Source organism: Actinomadura roseirufa, assembly GCF_900659635.1.
GTDB lineage: Bacteria > Actinomycetota > Actinomycetes > Streptosporangiales > Streptosporangiaceae > Spirillospora > Spirillospora roseirufa.
In genome coordinates, this window is record NZ_CAACVB010000386.1 from 1 (window position 1) to 5,643 (window position 5,643).

A 5,643-nucleotide genomic window follows, 5' to 3' on the forward strand; every position below is an offset into this window, starting at 1 on the left:
CGCTCGCGCGCCTCGCGCAGCCGCGCGCCGCGGATCAGCAGGTACCCGCGGGTGGTCAGCGCGTGCGCGCGGTTCCACTCGTGGCCGGGCGCGGCGGCGATCGCGTCCGCCTCGTCGAGCCGGGCGGCGGCCTCGGCGAACCGGCCCGCGCGGGCGTGCGCCTCGGCCATGGTGATGAGCGCGACCGCCGTCATGAAGCCGTCGCCGGCCTCCCGGCACGGGCCGAGCGCCTCCTCGGCGTACCGCAGCGCCTGCGCGAGGTCGCGGCCCCCGACGGCGAGCTGCGCCCGCCCGGCCAGCGCGGCGCCGAGGACGGCGGCGCCGAGCCCCTCGCGGCGCGCCAGGAAACGGTCGGTCCACTCGGCCCACTCGGCGACCCGGCCGCGGACGATCCAGAACGACCGCAGCGCGGTGCAGATCCGCAGCCCCTCCGCCACGTCGCCGCGCTCCAGCGAGCAACCCAGCGCGGCCCGGACGTTGCCGAGCTCGGCGTCGTAGCGGCGGAACAGCCCCACCCGTTCCGGCCACGTCCCGGGGATCCGCGCCACCGCGAGGTCGCCGTCCCGCTCCGCCCCGGCGAGGACGGCGTCGCGGTGCCGCAGCCGGAACCGCGCGTCCTCGGCCGCGGCGGTGAGCCGCTCGGCCGCGTATTCCCGGATGCTGTCGAGCTGGTGGAAGCGCACCTCCCCCGCCGTCTCCTCCCCGACGACGACCAGCGACTTGTCGACCAGTGCGGTGAGCAGGTCCAGGACCTCGCCCGCCGTCAGGTCGCCGGCCCCCGCGTCCTCCCCGGCGTCCTCGCCCGCGTCCTCATCGGCGCAGACCCGCTCGGCCTGCTCCAGCGTCCACCCCGCGAAAACCGACAGCCGGCGCAGCAGCGTCCGCTCCGGCCCGCCGAGCAGGTCGTGGCTCCAGTCGATCGCCGCGCGCAGCGTCCGCTGCCGCGGCGGCGCCGTGCGGTCACCGGCGCTGAGCAGCCGGAACCGGTCGGCGAGCCGGTCGGCGATCTGCTCCACCGACAGCACCCGGACGCGGGCCGCGGCCAGCTCCAGCGCCAGCGGCATCCCGTCCAGCGCCCGGGTCACCTGCCGCACCGCGCCCGTCCCGGCGAACCCGGGGCGGGCGGCGCGGGCGCGCTCGACGAACAGCCGCGCCGCCTCGTCCGGCTCCAGCGGCGGCACCCGCCACACGTTCTCCCCGGGCATCCGCAGCGGCTCCCGGCTGGTGGCGAGGACGCGCAGCCGCGGGCAGCGGGCCAGCAGCGTCCCGGCCAGCTCGGCGCACTCGTCCACGAGGTGCTCGCAGTTGTCCAGGACGACGAGGACCGCCGCGCCGCGCAGCGCGTCGGCGAGCGTCGAGGTGACGGGCCGGCCCTCCTCCTCGGCGACGTCCAGCACGGCCGCGACGCGCCGGGCGACCGGCTCGGGGATGCCGTCGGGCCGGACCCCGGCCAGCTCGACCAGCCAGACTCCGCCGGGGCAGGACGCCGTCATCGCGCGCGCGACGCGCAGCGCCAGCCGCGTCTTGCCGATGCCGCCGGTCCCGCACAGCGTGACGGCGCGCATGCCCCCCAGCAGCCGGCCGAGGTCGCCGACGTCCCGGTCGCGGCCGACGAAGGCGTTGGGTTCGGCGGGGAGGTTCGTCCTCGCCGGGGTGTTCGGCGCCGTCATGCTCCCTGCCGTGTCCGAAGGGTCGTCCTCGAGGGGTCGTGCTCGGCGGCCGCGCCGTTGTTCCCGCCGGCGGGCCGCGCCGGGCGGATCGTTGCCCTGGTGCGCCCGGTGGTTCGTGCCCGGGTGCCCCATTGCTGACCGGGGCGTCCCGTATGGCGTTGTGAGTGTGACACCGCGGGCCGCGCTCCGCCCGCGGTTTCGCGGTCTTCAGGGCTCCTCCGCGCACCTCACGGCCCCCGGCCGCCGCCGATTCCACCCTGACGGCCGCGGGGCCGTACGGTAGTGCGCCGTGTCCCCCACCTCCGAGAACGGCGCCGGTGCGGCCGCCAGCCTGGACGACGCGCTGGTCGGCGAGGCCGTGCTGGGCGTGTACCGGCAGATGTTCGCCGCGCTGGCCCGCGACAGCGGCGCGGTCGTCGACGACCCGGAGCTGGTGGACGTCGCCGAGACGCTGCTCGCGGCGTTCGCCGACGCGGGCGAGGACGGGCTGAGCCGCGAGCAGATGCGGCACGTGTGCCGCCGCTACCCGCCGGAGGTCTTCGAGAACCGGCTGCGGGTGCTGCGGGGGCTCGGCGCCGTCCGCGAGGTGTTCCCCAAGCCGAACCAGCTGCGCTACCGGGCCTCGTTCACCAGCGTGGTCGGGCTGATGTTCGTCCGCCGGATGATGCTCGACGGCGGGCAGAGCGAGATGCACCGGCTGCTGGCGCTGGAGCAGCTCAACGTGGCCGACCCGCGCATGACGGCCGGGCAGGCCCGCGCGGGCGCCGACGGTCTCGCCCGCGCGTTCCGGCTGTGGAGCGTCGAGCTGCTCACGCTGACGAACGGCACGATCGAGGAGCTGCGCGAGCAGGCGCCCAAGCTGTGGGGCACCGAGGAGATCCTGCTGCGCGCCGAGCGGTTGCACGGCGCGATCCTGCGCCGCTGGCCGCGGCTCGACCGCACGTGCACCGACCTGCGCGCCGCCATCTACGCCTACGGCGACGCGTCCCGCCGCGCGGCGGCGCGGCTGTCGGACTCGGCGGGCACCACCCGCAACCTGACGCTGCTGCCGCCCGAGACCTGGCGGACGTTCGCCCGGACCGCCTCGCGGGAGGACCTCGCGGCCGTGCTGGAGGGGTTCGTGTTCGACGCCGCGGCGCCCTGGCACGAGCCGTCGGCCGTGGTGACCGCGGTGGAGGACGGGCCGCGCGCGACGCCGCCGCGGCCCGCGCCGCCGCGGCCCTCGGTGCCCGATCCGGGGCTGTCGCGCGACACCGGGTCCGGCGGTGCGGCGCGCGAGCGGCTCCGCGAGATCGCCGAGGAGGTGCTGCGCGGCCGCGACCGGGTCGCCGTGCAGGACGTGCTCGACCGGGACTGGCCCGCGGCCCGCCGCGTCCTGGCCGACCTGTCCGCCGCGCACCTCCACCCGGAGCTGCCCTACCGCCTGACCTGGTCGGACGACCTGGCCGCCCGGCCGGCCGGGGCGCCCACCTGGGTGTCCCCCGGCTGGTTCGAAAGGACCACCGAAACGGAAACGACCGCACCGCCTGAGAAAGCCGCGTGGTCTGGAGGAAGTGGGCCGCCCGAGAGGAGCGCGTCGTGAGTGTTGAGCCGGCGGTCTTGGCCCGGGCGCGGGCTCGTGTGCTCGGGGCGGTGGCGGTCGGGGCGGCCGATCCGGTGCCGCCCGGGACGGTCGGCGCGAGCGACGGGGACCGGGTGTGGGTGCTGCCCGCCTGGCCGGACGGCGCGACGCCCGCGCTGTTGGAGGAGTACCAGACGGCGCCGGTGCCGCTGGACCGCCCCGGGCAGGCTCGCCGCGTCCTCGCCGCCGCGCTGCGCTGCTGCTGGACGCGGCCCGACGACGCGCCGTGGCCGGGCGAGAGCGCCGCCGTCGCGGCCGTGCTGGGCGTCTACGCGGACATGTCCCGCGGCGACGCCGTCCTCGCCCGGCGCTGGGCGACCGGGGAGCTGCGCCGTCTCGCCGACACCGGCTGGCTGCTGCTGGACGAGGCGTCCGGCACGGTGCGTCCGGGACCGAGGGTGGCGCTGTGGGCCGAGCACGCCCTGCCGTCCCTGCGCGATCTCCTGCGCCGCCTCCCCGAGCCGGCCCGGGACGGTGACGGCGGTGAGTGAGCTGTTCGAGCCGGTGCTGCGGGGCCATGACGAGCGGCGCCGGGCCGAGCTCGTCGCGGCGTACATGGCGGTGGAGCACGCGGCCGAGCCGGTGCCGGAGGTGCGCTTCGCGGCGCTGCGGGAGCCGGCGCTGCGGCGGGCGCTGGAGGAGATGCTGGCGCTGTCCGGGCGGACGCTGGTGCGCTCGGAGCAGACCCGGTGGATCTCCGGGTACCGCGACGACGTGGCGGCGGAGCTGGCGGCCGAGCCGGAGTGCGTCCCGCCCGCGCACGAGCGGGCCGTGCTGACGCTCGTGCTGATCCACTCGGTGGCGATCCCGCGGGCGGCGGGGCTGCTGGCCGACGACTCGTGGCTGTCGCCGCATCCGACGCCGGTGGAGGAGCTGCGCCGCCGCACGCAGCTGCCGATCGGGGAGCTGGAGGCGGCGCTGCGCCGGCTGCGGACGGCGGGGCTGGTGGCGCAGGTGAAGGCGGGCGCGGACGACGCGGGCGGCTTCGTGCCGGGGCCGCAGTTCCACCGGCTGACCGCCGGCGCGCGCCGCCGCCTGCAGGAGGAGCTGATCCTGGCCGCCGGGCCGGACTCGCCGCTCGCGGCGGCCATCCGGGCCCGGCGCCGGGGACGGGAACGTGACCGGGGGGAGACCAGATGACCGCCGTCCTCGAGCCGCTCGTGCCGGGGTCCGCCGGGGCGGGCGACGACGTCGTCGGCGACCGGACGCTCGTCGCCGTGCAGGCGGTGAACATCTCGCGGCTGTCCACGCATCCGGTGCCGACGGTGCCGGGGACGCTGATCGTGGTGGCCGGGCAGGGCCCCAAGGACTCCAACGGCGCGGGCAAGTCGTCGTTCATCGCCGCGATCACGGCGTTGCTCGGCGACGAGCAGTGGCGGTTCGCCTCGGGCGCGCGGGCCGTCGCGGAGCTGCTGTTCAACGCCGAGCTCGCGGCGCAGGGCGACAGCAGGTGGGCGAGCGCCGACCACGGCTACATCGTCGGCGTCTTCGACTACGCCGAGCCCCGCGCCGCCGCGGCGGCCGCCCCGGAGGCGGACGCGGAGAACGAGAGTGGCGAGACGGCGGTCACCGTGTGGCTGCGGGTGAACGCCGACGCGCCGCACCTGGAGATCCGGTGGCGGCGGGGCGTCCACCTCGCGGCGGCGCCGTCGGAGGCCGAGCGGGTCGCGCTGGCCGGCCGGATGTGGGCGGAGCTGCCGCGCAGCGCGGGCCGCCGCGACTTCCTCGCCAAGGACCTCGGCCGCGTCCTGTACGGGGGGCGGGTGCGCTGCGTGTCGTTCCTGTCGACGTCGGTGCGCTCGAAGGTCGCGACGAACCTGCTGTCGCAGCCGCTGAACGAGATCGGCCCGGAGCGGATCTTCAGCGCGATCGCGGCGCTCACCGGGCTGGACCGGGAGCTGGAGGCCGAGCGGACGTCCCGCGCGGAGGAGCACCGGGAGCGCGCGAAGGCGGCCGAGGCGGGCGACCGGCTGGCCGAGTGGGAGCGCGAGGCTGCGGCGCTGCTGGCGGCGTTCGACCGGCGGGACCGGGCCCGGACGGAGGTCGCGGCGGCGCTGCGGCACTGGCGGACGCGGCAGGCGCGGCTGCTGGTTGACGCGGCGGAGGCCGACGCCGCGCACGCGGCCGAGCAGGAGCGGCTGCACGGCGAGGGCGAGGAACTGGCCGCCGCGGTGAAGGCGGCCGAGCGGGAGGCCGAGCAGCTCACCGGCGGCGCGCTGGACGCCCGGCTCGGCGAGGCCGGCGCCGCGCTGGCGGAGCTGAAGGGGCGGGCGGACCGGCTCGGCGCGGACAAGGCCGTGGCCCGCGACCGGCTGGACGAGCTGCGCCGCCGGGTGTCGGAGCTGGAGGAGC

Annotated in this window: 4 protein-coding genes and 1 pseudogene; 4 read left to right on the plus strand and 1 reads right to left on the minus strand. The window is 77.7% G+C overall.

The genetic code is table 11. From position 1 onward, the window contains the following. Window positions 1-1,670: ATP-binding protein (locus E1291_RS38440; RefSeq protein ID WP_131742963.1), on the minus strand; the 1,670-nt coding region annotated here is incomplete at its 3' end. A gap of 289 nt (window positions 1,671-1,959) precedes the next feature. On the opposite strand from E1291_RS38440, the gene E1291_RS38445 reads away from it, so the two are divergent. The 4 genes and pseudogenes from E1291_RS38445 to E1291_RS38460 form a co-directional block, all read left to right on the plus strand. Continuing rightward, window positions 1,960-3,252, plus strand: coding sequence for a hypothetical protein (locus E1291_RS38445; RefSeq protein ID WP_242614646.1), 1,293 nt, complete (start codon window positions 1,960-1,962; stop codon window positions 3,250-3,252). Further along, complete coding sequence (locus E1291_RS38450; RefSeq protein WP_131742964.1) at window positions 3,249-3,782, plus strand: hypothetical protein; 534 nt, start codon at window positions 3,249-3,251, stop codon at window positions 3,780-3,782. The genes E1291_RS38445 and E1291_RS38450 overlap by 4 nt, the downstream gene beginning before the upstream one ends. Next, complete coding sequence (locus E1291_RS38455; RefSeq protein WP_131742965.1) at window positions 3,775-4,431, plus strand: DprA-like winged helix domain-containing protein; 657 nt, start codon at window positions 3,775-3,777, stop codon at window positions 4,429-4,431. Before E1291_RS38450 ends, E1291_RS38455 begins: the two co-directional genes overlap by 8 nt. Then, window positions 4,428-5,643 (plus strand): annotated as a pseudogene (locus E1291_RS38460) (chromosome partitioning protein ParA); the annotation flags it as partial. The gene E1291_RS38455 and the pseudogene E1291_RS38460, both read left to right, overlap by 4 nt.